The sequence below is a fragment of the Halolamina litorea genome, assembly GCF_026616205.1.
In the GTDB taxonomy this organism is placed as follows: domain Archaea; phylum Halobacteriota; class Halobacteria; order Halobacteriales; family Haloferacaceae; genus Halolamina; species Halolamina litorea.
Map to the genome: position 1 here is coordinate 1226730 of NZ_JANHGR010000001.1, position 18201 is coordinate 1244930.

Genomic DNA, 18201 nt, shown 5'->3' on the forward strand with positions numbered 1-18201 from the left:
AACTGGGCGTCGCCGACGCCTCGCTCAGGCCCGCGGCCCGAGGTAGCCCCACGCCTGTAGCTTGTCGCCCTCGCCCTCCATCCAGCGCTCGCCGATGTCGTCGCGGTAGTACCGGTTCGGGATGGCGATGTCGCCGATACGCCCGTAACACTGCTCGCGAGCAGCGGCCATCGTTTCGCCCTTCCCGGTGACGACGAGCGGCATGCCGCTCTCGCCGGCGACCCGCCACTGGCCGTCGACACGTTTGGTGTCCTCCAGGTGGATCCCCGACCGGTCGGGTGTCTCGAACACGACCGCGGCGTTGCGGGAGTTCTCGTCGTAGGTCTCCTCGTCGTCGAACGGGAACGGCGGCAGGACGACCCGGACGGCGACTTGGAAGCCCCGGTGGACCTCGGGTTCGGGGTCGTTTCCGTGGGCGAGGTCGTGGAAGAACGCGGCCGTCGAGGACTCGATGGACTCCTCTTGGAGCGCGATCGTCGGGTACCCGAACCGGGGGGTGAACTCCAAGGGGTAGATCCCGGTGTCGTTGACGATGCAGTTGAGGTCGATGCTGCCGACGTACCCCTCCTCGGCGAGCCACCCCTCCAGTTTGCCAAGCGTCTCCTCGAACAGTTCGTTCCGGCCGGCCCAGAACATCGAGGTCCCCATCTCGCCGGTCGAGGGGCCGATGTTGCCCGGGAAGAGCTTCTTGTGCTCGAAGTTGAAGTTCACCCGGTCGACGAACCCGTCGCCGTCGAAGAAGCCACAGACGGCGACCTCGACGCCCTCGACCTTCCGCTGGAGTTGGAACCCCTTCATCCGGTGACCCCACGCCTTCTCGTAGGCTTTGAGCACGTCGGCCACGTCGCTGCCGTCGTCCTCGTCGCCGACGTAGAGCAGGCGCTTGACGTTCTGGACCTCCCCCAACGGCTTGATGACGTAGGGGGCGGGGTTCTCCTCGACGAACCGGATCCCCTCCTCGAAGCTCCGGAACTCCCGGTGGTCGATGGTGCTCACGCCGTTCTCCTCCAGCACTTCCATCGCGTAGCCGCGGTCCTCCTCCAGCCGGTCGGTGTTCCGCGTGCCGCCGACGACGGCGTGGCCCTCGGCGCGGAGTTCCTCTGCCCGCGCGCCGGTGCCGATGTCGTCACCCATCCAGATGTCGTCGAAGACGATCACGTCCGCCCAGTCGACCTCGGCCTCCCAGTCGTCGGTCTTCGGGACGAAGCCGTCGCCGATCTCCCGGTCGCTCTCGGCCTCGATGTAGTACTTCACGTCGTGGCCCTCCTCGTGGACCTGCCACGCGAGGTCCGTGATCAGCGCGGCGTCGGCGGAGACGAAGAGGAACCGTTTGGTGTCCATGCCGGTCGCTCGGTTGGCCCCGTCTTGGCTCTTTGGCCGGGAGGGATGGGATAAAGTGCGTGTGGTGGCACCAGTCCTCATGGAGTTCGCCGTCAACGTCCCGATCTGTGCGGGGAGTTCGGAGTACAGCACGCTCGCGTTCTGCGACGAGATATCGTGGGCCGACCAGCGCGACTACGCCGTCGATATCGAGGCCCTCGGCTTCGACGGGCTGGCGATCCCGGACCACATCATGGCCGGCGCCGGGCCGACGACGGAGGGGCTGTCGACGCTCGCCGGGCTCGCGGGCGCGACGGAAGACGTCTACCTCTACCCGAAGACGTTCAACGACCAACTGCGCCACGGCCCGCTGCTGGCGAAGGCGCTGGCGCAGTTGGACCACATCTCCGAGGGCCGGCTGAAGGTCGGCATGGGCGCCGGCTGGAAGCAGGACGAGGCCGAGGCGTTCGGCTACGAGTGGCCGAGCGCCCCCGAGCGCCTCCGCCGGATGGAGGAGACCGTCGAGGTCTGTAAGGAACTCTGGACCGGCGACGACGTTGACTACGACGGCGACTACTACGAACTCGACGGCGCCGACGGCCGGCCACACCCGATACAGGACCCCTACCCACCGATCATGATCGGCGGCGGCGGCGAGCAGTTCACGCTCCGCATCACCGCCAAACACGCCGACACGTGGAACTACTGGGGCGATCTGGAGATGCTCGAGGGCAAACTCGACGTGCTCCGCGAGCACTGCGAGACCTACGGCACCGACTACGACGCCATCGAGAAGTCGTGGTTCGCACGCTGCATCATCCGCGAGACGGAGGCGGAAGTCGAGGAGCTACTGGACGCCGTCCCCCGGTTCCGCCCGGAGAACCTCGACGACGACGAGTTCCACCTCGTCGGCACGCCCGAGCAGGTCGCCGCCGATATCGAACGCTACCGGGAGGCCGGCTTCGAGGAGTTCGTCGTCGAGTTCGTCGACTTCCCCGACACGACCGGGCCGGAGCTGTTCGCGGACGAAGTGATGGGACAGTTCTGAAAAACGGGGGCCGTGGGCCGATCAGCTTACGCCCGCTCCTCGATGTCGAGGACCTTCCCGGCCGCGATGGTCTGGCCCATGTCGCGGACGGCGAAGCTCCCCAGTTCGGGGATGTCGCTCGAACGCTCGATCGAGAGCGGCTTCTGCGGTCTGAACGTCACCACGGCGGCGTCGCCGGACTTGATGAAGTCGGGGTTCTCCTCGGCGACTTCGCCGGTCGAGGGGTCGATCTTCTGGTCGATGGACTCGATGGTTCCGGCGACCTGTGCAGTGTGGGCGTGGAGGACGGGCGTGTAGCCCGCCGTGATCACCGATGGGTGCTGCATGACGACCAACTGGGCTTGGAACGTCTCGGCGACCGTCGGCGGGTCGCTCGCCGGCCCGGCAACGTCGCCGCGACGGATGTCGTCTTTGCCGACGCCGCGGACGTTGAAGCCGACGTTATCGCCGGGCTGGGCGTTGGGCACCTCCTCGTGGTGCATCTCGATGGTTTTGACCTCGCCGCTCACGTCGCTGGGCTGGAACGAGACCATGTCGCCCACGTCGAGGGTCCCGGTCTCGATCCGGCCGACCGGGACGGTCCCGATGCCGGAGATGGTGTAGACGTCCTGAATCGGCAGTCGAAGCGGCGCGTCCGTCGGCGGCTGTGGCTCGGGGAGGTTGTTGAGCGCCTCCAGCAGGCTCGGGCCGTCGTACCACGACGTGTTCCCGGAGTGTTCCGAGATGTTGTCGCCCTCGAACGCCGACAGCGGGATGAACGACGCGTCCTCGGTGGAGAAGCGGACCTGCCCGAGCAGCTCCTTCACCTCGTCGACGACGCCGCGGTAGGTGTCCTCGCTGTAGTCGACGAGGTCCATCTTGTTCACCGCGACGATCAGTTCGTCGATGCCCAGCGTGCGGGCGAGGAACACGTGCTCGCGGGTCTGGGGCGCGACGCCGTCGTCGGCGGCGACGACGAGGACGGCGTGGTCGGCCTGCGAGGCGCCCGTGATCATGTTCTTGACGAAGTCACGGTGCCCCGGCGTGTCGACGATGGTGAAGTCGTACGTGTCCGTGTCGAACTCCTGGTGGGCGATGTCGATGGTCACCCCGCGCTCGCGCTCCTCGGCGAGGTTGTCCATCACGTAGGCGAACTCGAAGCCGCCCTTCCCCTTCTCCTCGGCCTCCTCACGGTGCTGCTCGATGACGTGCTCGGGCACGCTGCCGGTCTCGTACAGCAGTCGGCCGACGAGCGTGCTCTTGCCGTGGTCGACGTGACCGATGATGGCTAGGTTCTGGTGCGGTTTCTCACTCATGACGGCACTACTAGGTGATTCGGCGGCAAAAGCTGCCGACTCTCGGCGTGGTAGCCGCTTCCACGGTGGAAGCCGTGGCCTTCGACGGTCAAGGGCTGCGGAACCCACAATACTCCCGAACCCGTAGTGACTGACATGAGTGACCCGAACGGCCCGCCGACGGCAGTCGAGTACGAGTCCGTCGCCGAGCCCGAACTGTTCTCGCTGCTCGGGAAGGCACACACCATGGCCATCCTCCACGAGGTCCTCATCGAGGCCGACGGCCCGGTCCGCTTCGGCGAGCTACAGGCGGCCCTCGACGTGTCCCCGAACACGCTCTCCCGGCGCCTCGGGGAACTCGACGACCTGGGCTTGCTCGACCGCACCCAGTACGACGAGATCCCGCCCCGCGTCGAGTACGAGCCGACGGCGCCGCTCGCCGACCTCGAACCGACGTTCCGGGAACTCGACCGGTGGATGCGGCAGTACGGCGACGGCGGGACCGACTGGACGGCCTGAGCCTCGCCCCCGGGCGAACACGTAAGTCCCCTGCAGCCAACCCCCGGGTATGACCGACGCAGCAATCGTGACTGGCGCGGCCAGCGGGATCGGACGCGCCACCGTTGACCTGTTCCGGGAGCGCTACGACCTCGTCGCCGGCATCGACGTCGACGAGACGATCACCGAGGTCGCCGCCGAGTTCGACGACGTCGAGGGGTACGTGGCCGACGTGCGCGACGGCGACCGGATCGCCGAGATCGTCGCCGAGATCGAGGCCGACGCCGACGTGGTCGCGGTAGTCAACAACGCCGCCATCTCGCGGTCCGTCTGGATCGGCGACCTCGACCCCGAGGAGTGGCACGAGGTCCTCGACATCAACCTCACCGGCCAGTACAACCTCGTTCGCGCTGCCGGCCCGCACATGTTCGAGCGCGGACACGGCGCCATCGTCAACGTCTCCTCGGGCGCGGGCAAGCAGGGCTCGGCCAGCGGCGGCGTCCACTACTCCGCCTCGAAAGCTGGCGTGTTCGGACTCACGAAGGGCCTGGCCAAACAGCTCAGCCCGCACGTCCGGGTGAACTGCGTCGTCCCCGGGCTGATGGACACGCCGCTGACGACCGACTCCGGGCTGTGGACCGAGGAGGGGATCGAGCAGTTCACCGATCAACTGCCGATCGACCGACTCGGCAAGCCCGAGGAGGCCGCCGACCTGATCGACTTCCTCTGCTCGGAGCGGGCCAGCTACATGACCGGCGCGGTCGTCGACGTCGACGGCGGCGCGTCGCTGGTCTGATCGCGAAAGAAGGGAGTTCGGCCGCGAGCGCGTTACTGTTCTTCGACGAACGCGTCGGCGGCCCGCTGTGCGTTCTGCAGTCGGTGCCGGAGGCGGTTGACCTCCCGTGCGAGCGTCGTTTCGGCGAACAGTTCGGTCCGATCGGTTCCTTCGACGGCCGCGGCGCGGCGGAGTTCCGGTAGCGGCTGGTGGGGAAGTGCGGGCTCCTGGTCGTAGTCCCGCCGAGTCATGTACAGCGCCGGCACCAGTTCGTTGCCCAGTTCGACCTGGAGGTCCTCGGCGGCGGCCGCGGCGTCGGTGCCGACGCCGTCGACGGCCTCGATAGCCTCGTAGGCCTCGTCGAGCGCGACCTCCAAGGCGTCGAGGTCCTCGTGGATGGCCGGGAAGCTGCTGTCGGTGTCAGACTCGATCCCGGCGACCTGCTCGCGCACGTCGGCGGCGGTCGCCCGGAAGTCGTGGGGGAGCGTCGGCGAGTCACAGATTCGGCTGGCCAGCGTGACCGCGATCTCGGTCTCCTCGGCCAGCACGTCGATGTCGACCTTGTCCCGGGTGTCGGCGGGGGTGTGCCACCACCAGCCCCCGCCGATGGGGCCGCCCTCGCCGCCGGGGTTCATCCGGGCGCCCGAGAGTAGCGAGGTGAGGCCGGCGCCCCAGAACGACTGGTCGGAGTTGCGGGCCGGCCGGTCGGAGCCGAGGAAGCCGGCGTCGGCCGTCTCGAGCATCGGCATGTCGCTGGCGGTGTCGAGGATGTCGAGGTGTTCCTCGTTGAGTTCGGCCATCTCCTGGTGCCAGAGGCCGTCGGCACCCTTCAGCCCGTTCAGGTCGAGGTGGTAGTAGGCGACGCCGTTCTCCCGGAGGTCGAGCCACTCCTGATCGGCCCACCACGTCGACCCGGCGTAGCGCCCGGTCGAGTGGGCCGGCCAGAAGCCGAACACCAACCCTCGCGCGGGCGGGTTCTCGGCGAAGACCCGGGCCAGTTCGAGCGTCGCCGCCATCGCCGTCGCGTTGTCGGTGATCCCCTCGTACCACGAGTCGACGTGGTTGCCGACGACCATGTAGCGATCACTCTCGGTCCCCTCGACCCGGCCGACAGGGCAGGGGAGCGTCGTGAGTTCGGTGGTGACCTGCGTGGTGACCGTGACGTCGACGGGGCCCTCCTCGTTGCGGTCGCGCAGCCAGTCGCCGGCGTCGTGTGTCACCTGTGCGACCGGCACGTCGGGGATCTCCTCCTCGTCGCCGAGCGTCGGCGTCCCCCAGACGGGGGTGACGATCATCTCGTGGAGGTGGTCGGGGTTCGAGGACTGGTAGAGCACCGCCTCGGCGCCGGCGTCCTCGAACAGTCCGATCGGTTCGGGCGTCGGCAGGCCGGTGGTGAACGCGACCTTCCCCTCCAGGTCAGCGGCGGCCACGTTCTCCTCGGTCACGTCCTCGATGCGGACGACCTCGCCGGAGACGCCGCTCGGGGGCGTGCTCGCGCCGAAGGAGGAGGTGATGGCCTCGTCGAACGTTTTCGCCGTCGGCGCCGTCACGTCCACCCGGGCGCTGCCCGGGACGCTGATGTACGCCTCGAACTCCAGTAGCTCGGCCTCACAGCCGTACTCCCGCAGGGTCTCGACGACGTACTCGCTGGCCTCCCACTCGTCGTCGGTGCCGGAGATCCGTTCGGTACCGTCGAAGGCGTCGACGTGCCGTTCCAGTTCGTCGGCGTCGACGAGGTCGCGTAGCTCCGTCTCGGTTTCTCTGTCGATCGGTTCGAGCATAGAGAGGGGGTGGAACGATGGAGCTATAGTTATTTGGGCACCAGCAGAATTCATGCAGTATGTTCACACGGATGGTGTGTACCGCCCGAAAAGTGGCCACGTCGACGGCCGCGTCGTCTGTATCGAGGACGGCGAAGTAGTCGACGTACGCGAGGAACCGCCGGCTGACGCCGAACCGCTCTACGAGGGAGAGGGCTACGCGCTGCCGGGCTTCGTCGACGCGCACACCCACGGGCCGATCCGACCGGGCGAGGGCGACCAGTTGAGTCAGATGCGCGCCGACCCCGCCGTGCAGGCGGTCAGGGCGGCGAACAACCTCGAAACCGACCTCCGGGCGGGCACGACGACCGTCCGCATGATGGGCTGTGAACACCGGCTGGACCTCCGGCTCCGGGAGTCCGAGCGCGCGGGCGAACTCGACGCGCCGCGGATCCTGCCCTGTGGCGGCCACCTCACGCCGACCAACGGGCACGGCGTCGCGCTGACGGCGACCGACGGGCCGGAGGCTTGCCGCCAGCGCGTGCGGGACATGCTCGCGGCCGGCGCCCACCACATCAAGTACTTCGCCACCGGCGGGGTCTCGTCGGGCTCGGGGAGCCTGGATCGGGCGCCGTACACCGACGAGGAGGTCGAAGCCATCATCGACGAGGCTCACCGACAGGGCGTCCACGTCGCCACCCACGCCCACGGCGGCGCCGGCGCGCGGCAAGCCATCGAGGCGGGCGTCGACACCGTCGAACACGCCGCCGCCTTCGGGCCGGCGCTGACGAACCTCCTCGCCGAGAGCGACGCCCACGCAGTCGGGACGTTCAGCATCCTCCACGACCCCGAGGGGATCGTCGGCGGCGACGCCGACGACCCGGACGTGATGGCTCGCGTCGAGGAGGCTCGCGCGAGCGAACGGGAGAGTTGGGAGCGCGTGCTCGCGGCCGACGTGCCCGTCGCCGTCGGCACCGACAGCATGCACGGCAACCTCGCCGACGAGGCCGCCCACCTCGTCGACTACGGCGCCAGTCCCGAGACGGCGATCAGAGCGATCACGAGCGAGGCCGCACGCGCGTCCCGGGCCGAGCGGGCCGGCACGCTGACACCGGGCGATCACGGCGACGTGGTCGTCGTCGCCGACCACCCGGCGGAGAACGTCGACACGCTCACCGAGCCGGTCGCGGTCGTGAAAAACGGCGAGCGCGTGGTCTGACGGGGCTGGACCGCGGCGGGTGCTGCTCCCGGCGGTCCGGACCCCTCAGTCGAACAGTTCGTCGGGGAGTTCGACGCCGATCCCGGGGCCGTCGGGTACGGCCATCTCGGGGCCGGTGTCGAGCGGTTCGGTCGCCGGGTCCTCGGTGACCATGTCCGGGATCAGCTCCGCACCGACCGAGAGCCGCGGGACCGTCGCACAGAGGTGCAGCGTGAGCGCGGCACCAAGCGAGGTGTCGAACGCGCTGATCGGCGTCACCGGCCGGCCGGCGTCGGCGGCCAGTTCGGCCATCGTGAGCCACTCCCGGATCGAGCCGGTCTTGGCCAGCTTCAGGCAGGCGCCGGACACCGCGGCCGGTTCGGCGGTGAGTTCGCGCACGTCCCCGAGGTCGTGGATCGACTCGTCGGCGAACACCGGGAGGCCGCTCTCCCGGCGGAGGTGGCGCAGGTCCGCCGTCGCGTCGGGCGCGACGGGCTGTTCGACGTACTCGACGTACTCGGCGTGCTCGACGGCGCCGAGGGCGCGCATGGCGCGCTCGGCGGTCTCCCACCCCGTGTTGGCGTCGATGCGGACCGAGAAGTCCTCGGGCCGACCCTCGGCGGCCAGCCGTTCGGTCACGGCGTTGATCCGGCGGGCGTCGGTGGTCGGGTCGCCGTTGGCCTTCAGCTTGAACCGCGTGTAGCCGCCGTCGAGCCCCGCTTCGACGCGGTCGACGGCGTCGTCGGGCGGGACGCCGCCGACCACGCTGACGGTCGGCACGGTTCGTCGGCGCGTCGGCCCCAGCAGGTCCCGGAGCGGGACGCCCCGTTTCCGGGCTTTGAGGTCGAGGACGGCGGACTCGACGGCGACGGCGGCGCCGGGATGCCCCGGCAGGTGGTCACGGGCCGCGGCGAGCGCGGCCAGCGCGGCGTCGGGTGGTTCGTCGACGACCGCGGGAGCGTAGTGCTCGCGGGCGGCGACGGCCATCGTGGCTGCGGTCTCGCCGGTGAACGTGCGGAGGGCCGCTCCCTCGCCGTAGCCGACGGTCTCGCCGTCGCTCACGCGGACGTAGCAGTGGTCGGTCGGCAGGTCGCCGTAGCTGGTCGGGAACGACTCGGCGAGCGGAACCTCGCGGGTCGTCACGTCGACGGTGGTGAGTGGCTGCATGGGTCTGTGGAAAAATCGGGGCCTCCCGGGTGGAGGTGGTTAGACGTCGAAGAACGGTGCGAGCGCTTCCTTCGTCGGTTTGGACGTGGCGTAGGAGCCGCCGACCATCCCGACTAGGCACATCAGCACGCCCGGCACGACCGGGTCGATCTGGGCGAGTGTCCCGGTGATGACGCCGCCGTCGACCGAGAAGTGCCAGATCAGGACCGTCACGAAGCCCAGCAACATCCCGATGAACGTCCCGGGGGTGTTGATGCGGTCCCAGTGCAAGCCCAGCAGCAGCGGCATCGAGAACGTCGCCCCGATGATCGCCGACTGCAACAGGACGATGAACTGCACCAGCCCGCCGAGCGCCTCGCCGTAGAGCGCGAGGAAGAACGGCACGATGCCGACGAAGATCACCGCGAGCCGGTTGGCCCAGAGCTTGCGGTTCTCGCTCGCTTCGGGGTTGATCAGTTCGGCGTAGATGTCGTGGGCGATGGCGCCCGCCGAGACGATCATGATCGAGTCGACCGTCGAGAGCATCGCCGACAGGATGGCGCCGATGACGAGCGCGCCGAGGATCGGCCCCAGCACGTCGATGCTCATGATCACGCTCGCCAGGTCGGGCGTGGTGAGCTGCGGGTAAAGGACGGCCATGCTCATCCCGATCAGCGCGACGCCCGTGGCGATCAGGATCTGGAAGATCAGCGTGGTGCTGATCGCGTAGCGGACCGTCTGCTCGTCGCGCATCGAGTAGATGCGGACGATCTCGTAGGGAGCGCCCAGCATCCCGAAGCCGAACGCCAGCGCGATGGTACCGACTTCGAGGGGCGTGAACGCCCAGCCGATCAGCGCGGGGTTGGTCGAGGTCAGCAGGAGTTCGAGTTCGCTGATTCCGCCGACGTTGCCGAGCAGGACCGGGATCGCGATGATCGCGCCGACGGTCATGATGATGATCTGCACGAAGTCCGAGAGTGCGCTCGCGCGCATCCCGCCGAAGGCCGTGTAGGCGATGATGATGGCGACCATGATCGCCATCCCCACCGTGTTCGAGACGCCGAAGATGGACTGGAAGATCAGCCCGGCACCGGTGTACTGGGCGCTGATGTACACCGTGTAGGCGACGACGATCAACAGCGCCGAGAACGCCCGCATGCGGTCCCCGCCCGCGCCGTCGTCGCCGTATCGAACCGCGATGAAGTCGGGGACGGTAATCTCGCCGAAGCGTCGCATCTGCGGCGCGACGAACACCAGCGAGGTCAGCCAGCCGAGCCAGAGCCCGATCCAGATGTAGATGAAGCTCACGCCCGTGAGGTAGTGGATCCCGATGGTGCCGACGAACGTCCCGGCACTCATCTGTGTCGCTGACAGCGTCGCCGCCCCGACGGCGGGACCGATCTCACGGTTGGCGACGAGGAAGTCGTCCTCGTCTTTGGTCGTGAGGTAGCCGTACACCCCGATCCCGAAGATGATCAGGAAGTAGACTACGAGGGTGAGGATGAACGCCCACCCGACGGTGCCGATAACCGCCATCAGGCACCACCTCCGCGTTCGAGGTCCTCACTGCCGATTTCCTGCTCCGATACCTCGCCGCCCTTGTGTCGCGCCCACAGCAACGCCGCCGTCACGAAGATGATCCCGATGATGACGAACGGTGCGAGCATTGTGATGAGTGATGCCATTGTCTTGTTTCACGCAGTCCTTCGGTCGATCGCCAGTCCACCGACGACGACGCCGGTGATCAACACGACTCCGAGTATCGAGTAGAGGAAGTCCTCACTCAGGAGACCCGGTCCGGAGGACCCGTACTCAGCCGCGACGAACCCCGGAACGTGCAGGAGTTCGTAGGTCGCCGTGTTCCCGTCGACCGTGGTCGGACTCGGGAACGCCCCGCCCGCAACCGTCTGGCCGTCAGGGAGCGTCAGCGTGATGCCCACGGCGTCGCCCTCGCCAGCCGTCGGGTACTCCGGCACCCAGAGGGCCGCACGCACGTCACCGGCGGGCCCGGCCACGTCGTACTCCATCGTGACCGTCACGGTGTCGCCGTCGGAGACGTCCTCGACGGGGACCGAGACCTCCCAGTGGCGGTCCTGTTCGGTGATGGAGGCCTCGACGCTCTCACCGTTGACCGTCGCGGTGATGTCGCCGATATCGCGGTTGGGAAGCTGCCAGATCGTGCCGCTGATCGCCGACAGTGCCTGGTCACCGCTGCCGGTCGATGCCACGTCGAACTCGTACTCGGCAGTTACTGTGCTCGTCTCCCCGCCGTCGACGGTGATCGACGTGTCGGCCAACGTCACCGATGGGGCGGCGGCCTGCGCGGCGACGGTGCTCGGGGCGAGCAGGAGGCCCGCTACGAGCAGCACCGCCGCGAGTTTCGCCGTTCGTGATGGTCTACTGGCGTATGGAATCATGTGTAGCGTGAGTAAGTCGTCATTATGGTATTCGGTACACTGTCGCATACTACTGACTTGGTAAATAGGTTTTGGTCACTCCCCATATGTGTCATCTAAACTAACTTACCCACAACCGCCGAGAACAGGTTACTCGGGGTCCCTACCCACAAAACCAACCGAGCGATTGTGAGGTACAACTAGTTCTCCGGAAACGATACGTTTCCGCAGCCGGCGAGTGTGTATGGTACTCGTCCTCGCGGGAACCGCCCGATTCAGGGCTGAATGACTACTTTCCCGATCACGTCCCGGTCCTCGATGGCGGCGTGACCCTCGGCGATCTCCTCGAGGGGGAGCACCCGGTCGATGCGCGGTTCGAGTTCGCCCGCGGCGACCAGCGAGAGCACGTCGCGGAAGTCCTGTCGGTTCCCCATCGGCGCCCCCCGGATCTGGCGGTGGTGCTGGTAGAGCGAGCGGATGTCGATGTCCGGGTCGGGGCCGGAGGTGGCGCCACAGACGACCATCCGACCGCCCATCGCCAGCGAGTCGATCGACTGCTGCCACGTCTGCTGGCCGACGTGCTCGGCGACGAGGTCGACGCCGCGGCCGTTGGTGAGGTCCATCACCGCCTCGTCGAAGGCGACTTCGGTGTAGTCGATCACCTCGTCGGCGTGCTCGGCGACGACCGCCGCCTTCTCGTCGCTGGAGGTCGTCGCGTAGACGGTCGCGCCGAGTCGCTCGGATATCTTCATCGCGGCGTTGCCGACGCCGCCGCTGGCGCCGAGGATCAGCGCCGACTCCGCGGGTCGGAGTTCGCCGGCGGTGACGATCATCCGCCACGCCGTCGTGAACGTCACCGGGACCGCCGCGGCCGTGACGAAATCGAGCGACTCGGGCTTGGGTTCGAGACACCACTCGGGGACGACCACGTACTCCGCGAGGCCGCCGGGGCGGTCCTCGCCGATGATCTCGTAGTCGTGGCACATCGTGTGCTCACCGGCCATACAGAACTCACACTCCCCACAGGAGACGCCGGGGTAGACGACGACCTCCTCGCCGACCCACGAGTCGTCGGCCGCCTCGCCGACGGTGTCGACGACGCCGGCGATGTCACAGCCCGAGCGTTTGGGGAAGTCACCTTCGTCGCCGGGGTGGCCAGTGCGCGCGAACACGTCCAGGTGGTTGAGCGACACCGCCTCGACGGCGACGCGGACCTCGTCCGGCCCGGGTTCGGGGTCCTCGACCTCGACCACGTCGAGGGCGTCTTCGGGCGCACCGTACTGTGTGATGTGGGCAGTTCGCATACCTCGCCGTAGGTGAGCGGCCTCAAAAACCCGTGGGTCGGGGCGAAGGAGGGAGTGACGGACCGCCGACGGCTTTTTGTCCCGTCGGGGAATACTGTTGGGTATGCGAGAACGGATTCAGAAGACGCTTCGACGTGCACAGTTCGCCGCCGCCGGCGCCGCCATCGGTGGCGGTCTCGGTGGGTTGGTCGGTCGGAACGCCGCGAGTACGGGCGCCGGCTTCGGCGCGCTGATCGGCGCGACGGTCGCCGAGAAGATGGGACCGGTCGACGCGATGAAGAAACGACTCGACCGCGGCGACGACGCCGAGATCGCCGCCGAGTAACGCGGTCGTCGCTTTTCCGGAGCTCTCAGTCGTCGGCCGGTGCCGCGCCGCCCGAGGAGACGCCCGTCCCCGGTCCGATCTCGATATCGAGTTCGGCGAGTTTCTCGTCGGGGACGACGCCGTCGACCCAGCCGCGGTGCTCGTAGTACTCCTCCTTCATGGCGTCGAGTTCACAGAGTTCGCCCTCGATCCCGCCGCCGGCCGGGACCGCGTCCTCGTCGCCCTTCACGAACCGCCCCGGCAGCGAGTCGTCGTCGCCGTCGAAGCCGGCGAGGTTGTTGTAGTAGCGTTCGAGGTTGTAGACGCGCTCGCCGGCCTGCATCAACTCCTCCTCGCCGACCGAGCGGCCGGTCATGCCGTTGTACTGGTCGATGTACTCCTCGACGCCTTCCGCGAACGCGTTGAACTTGCAGATGTCGAAGGAGTCAGAGATGGCGTGGAGGTCCTGGAACGTCGCCGTGAGTTCGCCCTTCCCTCGCCACTCGGTGGGGTCGACCTTCTCGGGGATCCCGAGAATCTCCGCGGCCGGGGTGTACCCGCGGAGGTGGCAGCCGCCGCGGTTGGAGGTGGCGTAGGCGATGCCCATCCCCTTCAGTCCGCGTGGGTCGTAGGCGGCGATGGACTGGCCCTTCACGTCGAGGCGGCAGTCGTGGGCGTCGAGGGTCTCGGCGGCCCGTTTCTGGCCCTCCGCGAGCACGTCCGCGAGGTCGGTCTCGCGGTGGGCGACCTTCCCGAGCATCTCGACCATCTCCTCGACGTCGCCCCACTCGAGGGTCTCGTCGAACTCCTCGAGGTAGCCCTTCTCGGCGGCCTCCATCGCGAACGCGAGCATGTTCCCGCCGTCGATGGTGTCGATGCCGTAGTCGTTACAGCGATCCATCATCATCGCGATCTTGTCCCGGTCGTCGTTCATCGAGTTCGGGCCGAGCGCCCACGCCGACTCGTACTCGTAGGACTCCATCCGGACGTTCAGGTCCTGGCCCTTGTGCTGGACGTCGACCTCGACTTCCTTCTTACAGGCGACCGGGCAGGAGTGACAGGTCGGGTCGTTGATCAGGATGTTCTGCTCGACGCTCTCGCCCGAGACCTTCTCGGAGTCGATGTTCGGCTCGCTCGGGTCGTTCTCGGCCTCGGTGCTCGTCGACGTGAAGCGGCCGTTCCGTGTGGGCAGGCCGTCCATCTCCTCGGCGAGGTTCATCAGGACGTTCGTCCCGTACACCGAGAGGCCGCCCTCGTTGGGAGCGGTCACGTCGGACTCCTGGATCGCCCGCATCGCGGCCTTGTGGCCCGTCATGAACGTCTCGCGGTCGGCGGGCTTGGGCATGTCCGTGCTCGCCTTGATCACGATTGCCTTGAGGTTCTTCGACCCCATCACTGCGCCCGTGCCGCCGCGGCCCGAGGCCCGGTCGTCCTCGTTGAGGATGCAGGCGTAGCGGACCTGGTTCTCGCCGCCGGGGCCGATGGCCATCGTCGAGAGGTTCTTCCCGTACTCGCCCTCCACCTCGCTGTCCAGTTCGTCCATCGTGTCGTGGACGCCGTAGCCCCAGATGTGGCTCGCGTCCCGGAGTTCGACCTCGCCGTCCTCGACGACGGCGTAGACGGGGTGTTCGGCCTTCCCCTCGAACAGCAGGCCGTCGAAGCCTGCCCACTTCAGCCGGGCGCCGCTCCAGCCGCCGTGGTGAGAGTCGGTCACCGTGTCGGTCAGCGGTGACTTCGTGACGACGGCGATGCGGCCGCTCATTGGTGTCTGGGTCCCGGTCAGCGGCCCGTTCATGAACGCGAGGAGGTTCTCCTCGCTCAGCGGCTCCACGTCCGGCCCGTTGTCGAACACGTACTTCACGCCGAGGCCGCGCGCGCCGATGTACTTGTGCGCGTCGTCGTCGTCGATGCTCTCGTAAGCGGTCTCGCCGGCGGTCAGGTCCACCCGCGCGACGCGGTCGTTGAATCCTCCGAGGTCAGTCATAGGTAATGCTCGTCCGTTACATAGGGCTCGTTTGCTGTTAGTTGTTCACATGGAGGGGTAACCACTAACGATTACCCCCGTGCCGACGACTCCCCGTAGAGTCGGCGAGAACCCCGTCGATGTCGGGCGGTTTCCGTCGCCGGGAGCTTTATGCGAGTCGGTGTGCCATATCCGACCATGGAGCCGGTCTCACTCGGCGTACCCGAACCGATCCTCGACTCGCTGCCCGGCGACGACGACGGCCGTGCCGACATGCGTGAGGCCGTCGCCGGCTGGGAGCGTCGGCTCAACGCCGCCATCGAGACCGCCGACGACGACGCCGAGGCGGCGGGTGCGGCCGCCGACGCCGTCGAGCGCTTCGAGTCGCGGATGGAGCGGTTCGACGAGTTCGTCCCCGAACTCCGGGCGTGGGGCCAGTCGCCGATCTACGCGATCGCGTGGCGGAACCTCTACGCCGAACTGATCGCCCAACTGTACGACCACGACGGCCTCGCCGAGGCGCTGGACCGCGAGCGCAACCAACGGCTCGTCGAGGACGGCATCCGGTTCGGGGGCCGATGAACGTCGAACTGCGCTTTTTCGCGACGTTCCGGAGCGCGGTCGGGCAGAAAGTCGTCGAGCGGGAGTACCCCGAGGGGACGACCATCGGCGACGTGCTTCGGGACCTGGAGGCCGAGTACGAGGGGCTCGCCGGCCAACTCATCGAGGGCGGCGACCTGCGCCCCCACATCAACGTCCTCAAGAGCGGTCGCGAGGCGCTGCACCTCGACGGGATGGCCACCGAACTGGAGGACGGCGACCGCCTCAGCGTCTTCCCGCCGGTGGCCGGCGGCTGATGCGCCGGCAGAAGGAGTTCCGCGGGATCTCGGTCCGCCTCGCGCGTAACTACCTCGAGAGCCTCGGCGGCGAGGCCGTCGGCGACGACGCCGTCGAGGGCGACGGCTGGCGGGCAAGCCTCTCGGCGGAGAAAGTCGGGATCGGTCCCACGCTCGAACTCACGGAGGTCACGGTGGTGTTCGAGGCCGACGACGCCTTCGGCAAGGAGCGCTTCGAGACGCTGATCGCGGACTTCTCGCGGAAAGCGATGCGGGCCGGGGGCTGAGGTCGGCTCACCCCGGGAGGCTGTCGAGCACCCGCCCGGAGAAGGCCGTCTCGCTCAACTCCCCCGCTTCCAGTGCTTCGAGCCAGTCGGCCTCGGCACGCCACGTGCCCAACTCCCGGCCGTCGAGGTCGGTGACCGTCGCCTCGATGTCCCGGACGGGCCAGTCGCGCTCGTCGTGCAGCGCGCGGAAGACGTTCACCACGTCGCCGACCTGTTGGTGGGGGATCTCACCGTGTTGCTCGGCGGCGGCGGACTCGTAGGCGAGTCGGTAGGCCCCGTCCACGACGGCGACCGAGCGGAGGTAGCAGCCGTGGTTCGTGAGCCGTGATTCGAGTGCGAACGCGCGGTCGTCGTCCATCGGAGGGTAGTGGACGCCGCGGGGCATAGGCGTTGTCCCGTCGTCACGGATTCCTGCCAAGATTTAACACGGCCCGCACGAACTCTGCGCGCATGTCCCCCGACGTTGCCGCCGTCCGCGACGACTACCCCGTCCTCGACAGATCGGTCAACGGACAGCCGCTGACGTACCTCGACAACGCCGCGACCACCCACACCCCACGGCAGGTGTACGAGACCTTCGAGTCCTTCTACGCCGGCTACAACGCGAACGTCCACCGCGGTATCCACGAACTCAGCCACGAGGCGTCGGTGGCCTACGAGGCCGCCCACGACCGCGTCGCCGAGTTCGTCGGCGCCGACGGCCGCGAGGAGATGGTGTTCACCCGGAACACCACCGAGAGCATCAACCTCGTCGCCCACGGGCTTGCCCTCCCCGAGTTCGGCCCCGGCGACGCCATCGTCACCACGGAGATGGAGCACCACGCCTCGCTGGTCACGTGGCAGCAGGTCGCGAAACGAACCGGCGCCGACCTGCGCTTCGTTCGGGTGACCGAGGACGGGAACCTCGACGTCGAGCACGCGAAGTCCCTCATCGACGCCGACACGGAACTGGTGTCGATTCCGCACGTCTCGAACGTGCTCGGGACGGTCAACCCCGTCCGGACGTTCGCGGACCTCGCTGACGACGCCGGCGCGGTGCTACTCGTCGACGGCGCCCAGTCGGCGCCGACGCGGCCGGTCGACGTGGACGCGATGGGCGCGGACTTCTTCGCGTTCTCGGGCCACAAGATGGCCGGGCCCACGGGTATCGGCGGGCTCTACGGTCGGACGGGGCTGCTGGAGGAGATGGAGCCGTTCCTCTACGGCGGCGAGATGATCCGCCACGTCACCTTCGACCGATCGACGTGGAACGGCCTGCCCTGGAAGTTCGAGGCGGGTACGCCGCCGATCGCGGAGGGGATCGCCCTCGGCGCCGCCGTCGACTATCTCGACGACCTCGGGATGGACTGGGTTCGCGACCACGAGAACCGCCTCGCCCAGTACGCACTTGAACGGCTCTCGGCCCGCGAGGACGTGACGACCTACGGCCCCGGCCTGGGCGAGGAGCGCACCGGTCTCGTCTCGTTCAACGTCGACGGCGTCCACGGCCACGACCTCTCCTCGATCCTGAACGACCGCGGGATCGCCGTCCGCGCGGGCGACCACTGCACGCAGCCACTCCACGACCGGCTGGAGATCCCCGGCTCGGTCCGGGCGTCGTTCTACGTCTACAACACCGAGGCGGAGATCGATCGGCTCCTCGACGCCATCGAGGACGCCCGGGCCAAACGCGAGGCCTACCTCGCCTCCGACCGCTACAGCGACCGGCTGTACGACCACCACCTCCACCCCCGGAACGGCGGCGGCCTCGAGGACCCCGCGCTGGTGAAGTCCTCCGAGGAGACCGCCTGCGGCGACGATGGGGAGTTCCACGTCGACATCGCCCCCGACGGCACCATCGAGCGCCTCGCCTTCGAGAGCCAGTCCTGTGCGGTCAGTCGGGCGGTGGCGAGCCTCATCACCGAGTACCTGGAGGGGCGGACCGTCGCCGAGGCCGCCGAGATGGAGGGCGAGGTGGCGTCGATGCTCGACGGCCAGTTTCCCGACCTGCGCCGGGACTGCGTGGTCGGGCCGGAGGACGTGATCAGGGAGGCGGCACAGGAGTACTTAGCGGGCGACGACGAGGCCGAGGGCTCGACATCGGCGGCCTGAC

General features: G+C 68.1%; 19 protein-coding genes. 9 read left to right on the forward strand and 10 right to left on the reverse strand.

Features of this window, described 5'->3' with window-relative positions; all coding sequences use genetic code 11:
- Positions 1 to 24: 24 nt before the first annotated feature.
- Positions 25 to 1341: a phosphoribosylamine--glycine ligase gene (locus tag NO998_RS06390; protein ID WP_267646272.1), complete on the reverse strand. Its 1317-nt coding sequence runs from the start codon at positions 1339 to 1341 to the stop codon at positions 25 to 27.
- 79 nt (positions 1342 to 1420) lie between these two features.
- Between NO998_RS06390 and NO998_RS06395 the strand changes: the two genes are divergently transcribed.
- Positions 1421 to 2368 (forward strand): LLM class flavin-dependent oxidoreductase, encoded by a 948-nt coding sequence (locus tag NO998_RS06395; RefSeq protein WP_267646273.1) that lies wholly within the window; start codon positions 1421 to 1423, stop codon positions 2366 to 2368.
- A gap of 26 nt (positions 2369 to 2394) precedes the next feature.
- Here NO998_RS06395 and tuf read toward each other — a convergent pair whose 3' ends face one another.
- Complete coding sequence (gene tuf, locus NO998_RS06400; RefSeq protein WP_267646274.1) at positions 2395 to 3663, reverse strand: translation elongation factor EF-1 subunit alpha; 1269 nt, start codon at positions 3661 to 3663, stop codon at positions 2395 to 2397.
- A gap of 135 nt (positions 3664 to 3798) precedes the next feature.
- Here tuf and NO998_RS06405 point away from each other — a divergent pair, with 135 nt between their 5' ends.
- Both NO998_RS06405 and NO998_RS06410 read left to right on the forward strand, forming a co-directional pair.
- Positions 3799 to 4161 carry a winged helix-turn-helix transcriptional regulator gene (locus NO998_RS06405; protein ID WP_267646275.1) on the forward strand — a complete coding sequence of 121 codons (363 nt, stop codon included), beginning with the start codon at positions 3799 to 3801 and terminating at the stop codon, positions 4159 to 4161.
- Between the two features lie 49 nt (positions 4162 to 4210).
- Positions 4211 to 4936 carry an SDR family NAD(P)-dependent oxidoreductase gene (locus NO998_RS06410; protein WP_267646276.1) on the forward strand — a complete coding sequence of 242 codons (726 nt, stop codon included), beginning with the start codon at positions 4211 to 4213 and terminating at the stop codon, positions 4934 to 4936.
- 32 nt (positions 4937 to 4968) lie between these two features.
- On the opposite strand, the gene NO998_RS06415 is transcribed toward NO998_RS06410, so the two are convergent.
- Positions 4969 to 6696, reverse strand: coding sequence for a M28 family peptidase (locus NO998_RS06415; protein ID WP_267646277.1), 1728 nt, complete (start codon positions 6694 to 6696; stop codon positions 4969 to 4971).
- A gap of 52 nt (positions 6697 to 6748) precedes the next feature.
- Between NO998_RS06415 and NO998_RS06420 the strand changes: the two genes are divergently transcribed.
- Positions 6749 to 7894: an amidohydrolase family protein gene (locus tag NO998_RS06420; protein ID WP_267646278.1), complete on the forward strand. Its 1146-nt coding sequence runs from the start codon at positions 6749 to 6751 to the stop codon at positions 7892 to 7894.
- A gap of 45 nt (positions 7895 to 7939) precedes the next feature.
- Here NO998_RS06420 and NO998_RS06425 read toward each other — a convergent pair whose 3' ends face one another.
- The 5 genes from NO998_RS06425 to NO998_RS06445 all read right to left on the reverse strand — a co-directional run bounded on the left by NO998_RS06425 (position 7940) and on the right by NO998_RS06445 (position 12719).
- Positions 7940 to 9040, reverse strand: a complete 1101-nt coding sequence (locus NO998_RS06425) for a mandelate racemase/muconate lactonizing enzyme family protein (protein WP_267646279.1) — start codon at positions 9038 to 9040, stop codon at positions 7940 to 7942.
- A gap of 39 nt (positions 9041 to 9079) precedes the next feature.
- Positions 9080 to 10555 (reverse strand): sodium:solute symporter family transporter, encoded by a 1476-nt coding sequence (locus NO998_RS06430; protein ID WP_267646280.1) that lies wholly within the window; start codon positions 10553 to 10555, stop codon positions 9080 to 9082.
- Positions 10555 to 10704 (reverse strand): hypothetical protein, encoded by a 150-nt coding sequence (locus NO998_RS06435; RefSeq protein ID WP_267646281.1) that lies wholly within the window; start codon positions 10702 to 10704, stop codon positions 10555 to 10557. The genes NO998_RS06430 and NO998_RS06435 overlap by 1 nt, the downstream gene beginning before the upstream one ends.
- A gap of 9 nt (positions 10705 to 10713) precedes the next feature.
- Complete coding sequence (locus NO998_RS06440) at positions 10714 to 11436, reverse strand: hypothetical protein (protein ID WP_267646282.1); 723 nt, start codon at positions 11434 to 11436, stop codon at positions 10714 to 10716.
- A gap of 254 nt (positions 11437 to 11690) precedes the next feature.
- The gene (locus tag NO998_RS06445; protein WP_267646283.1) at positions 11691 to 12719 is read right to left on the reverse strand and encodes a zinc-binding dehydrogenase; all 1029 of its coding nucleotides are present in this window, start codon (positions 12717 to 12719) and stop codon (positions 11691 to 11693) included.
- Between the two features lie 103 nt (positions 12720 to 12822).
- Between NO998_RS06445 and NO998_RS06450 the strand changes: the two genes are divergently transcribed.
- Positions 12823 to 13044 carry a hypothetical protein gene (locus NO998_RS06450; protein ID WP_267646284.1) on the forward strand — a complete coding sequence of 74 codons (222 nt, stop codon included), beginning with the start codon at positions 12823 to 12825 and terminating at the stop codon, positions 13042 to 13044.
- 25 nt (positions 13045 to 13069) lie between these two features.
- Here NO998_RS06450 and NO998_RS06455 read toward each other — a convergent pair whose 3' ends face one another.
- Complete coding sequence (locus NO998_RS06455) at positions 13070 to 15007, reverse strand: aldehyde ferredoxin oxidoreductase family protein (protein WP_267646285.1); 1938 nt, start codon at positions 15005 to 15007, stop codon at positions 13070 to 13072.
- Positions 15008 to 15184: 177 nt separating this feature from the next.
- Between NO998_RS06455 and NO998_RS06460 the strand changes: the two genes are divergently transcribed.
- The 3 genes from NO998_RS06460 to NO998_RS06470 are packed head-to-tail and all read left to right on the forward strand — an operon-like array spanning position 15185 to position 16109.
- Positions 15185 to 15568 carry a DUF7971 family protein gene (locus NO998_RS06460; protein ID WP_267646286.1) on the forward strand — a complete coding sequence of 128 codons (384 nt, stop codon included), beginning with the start codon at positions 15185 to 15187 and terminating at the stop codon, positions 15566 to 15568.
- Positions 15565 to 15843 carry a ubiquitin-like small modifier protein 1 gene (locus NO998_RS06465; RefSeq protein ID WP_267646287.1) on the forward strand — a complete coding sequence of 93 codons (279 nt, stop codon included), beginning with the start codon at positions 15565 to 15567 and terminating at the stop codon, positions 15841 to 15843. Before NO998_RS06460 ends, NO998_RS06465 begins: the two co-directional genes overlap by 4 nt.
- Positions 15843 to 16109 carry a MoaD-like domain-containing protein gene (locus NO998_RS06470; RefSeq protein WP_267646288.1) on the forward strand — a complete coding sequence of 89 codons (267 nt, stop codon included), beginning with the start codon at positions 15843 to 15845 and terminating at the stop codon, positions 16107 to 16109. The genes NO998_RS06465 and NO998_RS06470 overlap by 1 nt, the downstream gene beginning before the upstream one ends.
- A gap of 7 nt (positions 16110 to 16116) precedes the next feature.
- Here the strand turns inward: NO998_RS06470 and NO998_RS06475 are convergent, their stop codons facing one another.
- On the reverse strand, positions 16117 to 16467 hold the full coding sequence (locus NO998_RS06475) for a DUF8159 domain-containing protein (protein WP_267646289.1): 351 nt from the start codon (positions 16465 to 16467) through the stop codon (positions 16117 to 16119).
- 92 nt (positions 16468 to 16559) lie between these two features.
- On the opposite strand from NO998_RS06475, the gene NO998_RS06480 reads away from it, so the two are divergent.
- Entirely contained in the window at positions 16560 to 18200 is a 1641-nt protein-coding gene (locus NO998_RS06480) for a SufS family cysteine desulfurase (RefSeq protein ID WP_267646290.1), read from the forward strand.
- The last annotated feature ends 1 nt before the right edge of the window (position 18201 follow it).

Coding starts and splice junctions, on each gene's coding strand:
- NO998_RS06390 (WP_267646272.1), bottom strand. CDS start 1,341: ATGGACACCAAACGGTTCCTCTTCGTCTCCGCCGACGCCGCGCTGATC.
- NO998_RS06395 (WP_267646273.1), top strand. CDS start 1,421: ATGGAGTTCGCCGTCAACGTCCCGATCTGTGCGGGGAGTTCGGAGTAC.
- tuf (WP_267646274.1), bottom strand. CDS start 3,663: ATGAGTGAGAAACCGCACCAGAACCTAGCCATCATCGGTCACGTCGAC.
- NO998_RS06405 (WP_267646275.1), top strand. CDS start 3,799: ATGAGTGACCCGAACGGCCCGCCGACGGCAGTCGAGTACGAGTCCGTC.
- NO998_RS06410 (WP_267646276.1), top strand. CDS start 4,211: ATGACCGACGCAGCAATCGTGACTGGCGCGGCCAGCGGGATCGGACGC.
- NO998_RS06415 (WP_267646277.1), bottom strand. CDS start 6,696: ATGCTCGAACCGATCGACAGAGAAACCGAGACGGAGCTACGCGACCTC.
- NO998_RS06420 (WP_267646278.1), top strand. CDS start 6,749: ATGCAGTATGTTCACACGGATGGTGTGTACCGCCCGAAAAGTGGCCAC.
- NO998_RS06425 (WP_267646279.1), bottom strand. CDS start 9,040: ATGCAGCCACTCACCACCGTCGACGTGACGACCCGCGAGGTTCCGCTC.
- NO998_RS06430 (WP_267646280.1), bottom strand. CDS start 10,555: ATGGCGGTTATCGGCACCGTCGGGTGGGCGTTCATCCTCACCCTCGTA.
- NO998_RS06435 (WP_267646281.1), bottom strand. CDS start 10,704: ATGGCATCACTCATCACAATGCTCGCACCGTTCGTCATCATCGGGATC.
- NO998_RS06440 (WP_267646282.1), bottom strand. CDS start 11,436: ATGATTCCATACGCCAGTAGACCATCACGAACGGCGAAACTCGCGGCG.
- NO998_RS06445 (WP_267646283.1), bottom strand. CDS start 12,719: ATGCGAACTGCCCACATCACACAGTACGGTGCGCCCGAAGACGCCCTC.
- NO998_RS06450 (WP_267646284.1), top strand. CDS start 12,823: ATGCGAGAACGGATTCAGAAGACGCTTCGACGTGCACAGTTCGCCGCC.
- NO998_RS06455 (WP_267646285.1), bottom strand. CDS start 15,007: ATGACTGACCTCGGAGGATTCAACGACCGCGTCGCGCGGGTGGACCTG.
- NO998_RS06460 (WP_267646286.1), top strand. CDS start 15,185: ATGGAGCCGGTCTCACTCGGCGTACCCGAACCGATCCTCGACTCGCTG.
- NO998_RS06465 (WP_267646287.1), top strand. CDS start 15,565: ATGAACGTCGAACTGCGCTTTTTCGCGACGTTCCGGAGCGCGGTCGGG.
- NO998_RS06470 (WP_267646288.1), top strand. CDS start 15,843: ATGCGCCGGCAGAAGGAGTTCCGCGGGATCTCGGTCCGCCTCGCGCGT.
- NO998_RS06475 (WP_267646289.1), bottom strand. CDS start 16,467: ATGGACGACGACCGCGCGTTCGCACTCGAATCACGGCTCACGAACCAC.
- NO998_RS06480 (WP_267646290.1), top strand. CDS start 16,560: ATGTCCCCCGACGTTGCCGCCGTCCGCGACGACTACCCCGTCCTCGAC.